This window comes from Blautia caecimuris (assembly GCF_024622975.1).
GTDB lineage: Bacteria > Bacillota > Clostridia > Lachnospirales > Lachnospiraceae > Blautia_A > Blautia_A caecimuris.
Genome location: NZ_JANJZT010000084.1, coordinates 1 through 1,573 on the forward strand (window position 1 = coordinate 1; position 1,573 = coordinate 1,573).

Annotated in this window: 1 protein-coding gene; it reads left to right on the forward strand. The window is 37.4% G+C overall.

The window, feature by feature from the left end; genetic code table 11:
* Positions 1-161 precede the first annotated feature (161 nt).
* Positions 162-1,415 (forward strand): transposase, encoded by a 1,254-nt coding sequence (locus tag NSA57_RS19400; protein WP_171026699.1) that lies wholly within the window; start codon positions 162-164, stop codon positions 1,413-1,415.
* The last annotated feature ends 158 nt before the right edge of the window (positions 1,416-1,573 follow it).

Here is a 1,573-nt window from a genome sequence, read left to right on the forward strand (position 1 = left end):
CTTGAGTTTCCGCAGTTTTATCCACAGTCACCTGTTTTGTAATATATCATTATAAACAACTTTTAAAAAATGCCTAAAATATAAGGAATCTTCTCCCTTTTTGATGTAAAATTAAGCTACCAACCAAAAATCTTACTAAACAAAAAGAAAGGGGATTCCTTATGTCTCATTTTACATCAAACACTTACATTTTGAAACGAAAAATTTTAACTTTTACAAAGAAATTTTCAAGAAAACTTTCAAAGCCTGAAAGAAAATTTACAGCTGACATTACCTATGGTATGCTGGCTTCCGGAAGTTGCCTGTTAACGGATGTCTGTGATCAGCTTCACGAACCTTCCAAAAAGATAAACGTTGTTGATCGTTTATCTAGACACCTTGAAAAAGGTGTGTCTGCATCCGCTGCTTCCGCTTACCTACAACAAGTTAAAAAATGGAGTTCTTCTGAACCTATCATTTACATTGATGACAGTGATGTTGTTAAGCCGGATGGCTATAAATTTGAATCACTTGGAATTGTCCGCGATGGTTCAGAAAGTACATCCACTAAAAGCGTTTATAAAAAAGGTTATCATGTAACCGAGGCTTGCATTCTTACTTCCGCCAATCATCCTGTTAGTATTTTTTCTAAAATACATTCGTCTCATGAAAAAGACTATAAATCTGCAAATACAATTACTTTCCAAGCAATTGAACAGGGAAACTCTCTCTTTGGCAAAGCCACTTTTGTCATGGACAGAGGCTACGATGACAATAAGATGTTTCTGAAGTTGGATGAACTCGGACAAGATTATGTGATCCGTTTAAAGTCTAATCGTAAGCTTTTGTACCATAACAAATGGACAAAGGCTACAGAACTTCGTAATCGCAGGAAAGGGAAGGTGAAAACAAATGTTTTTTACAAGGGCAAAAACCATGAAGCCTACCTTTCACATGTCAAAGTACAGATTACTGCATCCAGAAAGGACATTTTTCTTGTGCTTGTTTACGGCATTACCGAACATCCGATGATGCTTGTTACTAATAAAGAAATCAAATCGAAAGATGATATAATCCGGGTGGCAAGGACTTACTTTTCCCGCTGGAAAATCGAAGAATATTTCCGCTGTAAAAAGCAGATGTTCCAGTTCGAGAACTTTCGTGTGCGTAAGCTGAAGGCAATCAACGCGCTTAATTTTTATATCACCTTATGCATGGCATTTCTTGCAATGATTTCAATGGAATCAGAGACCAATGCCCTTAAGGTTTCCATCATAAAGGCAGCAAATCCTGTAAAGGAAAAAGTTTTTTTCTGCTATTACCGGCTGGCAAAAGGCATCTCAGGCATACTTTCTTATGCAAAAGAGGGCGTCAGGCTTTGGTTCCGGACAAAACGTCCGGCATACCGTCAACTCTGCCTTAAGCTAGCCGCTTAAATAGATAAAAGAATAGTTCTCCCAAAAGTCCGGTTCTGACAGGGCTTATTAAAGTGTCTCTATTCACGGAACTGCCTTTCTTAAAATTTCAAAAATCGGCAGATTGACACTTTAGGAGATTCTATTCATTTTGAAATTACATTTTGCGGAAACTCAAG

Excerpts from the sequence above, each read along its gene's own strand:
- NSA57_RS19400 (WP_171026699.1), top strand. The coding sequence starts at position 162 with ATGTCTCATTTTACATCAAACACTTACATTTTGAAACGAAAAATTTTA.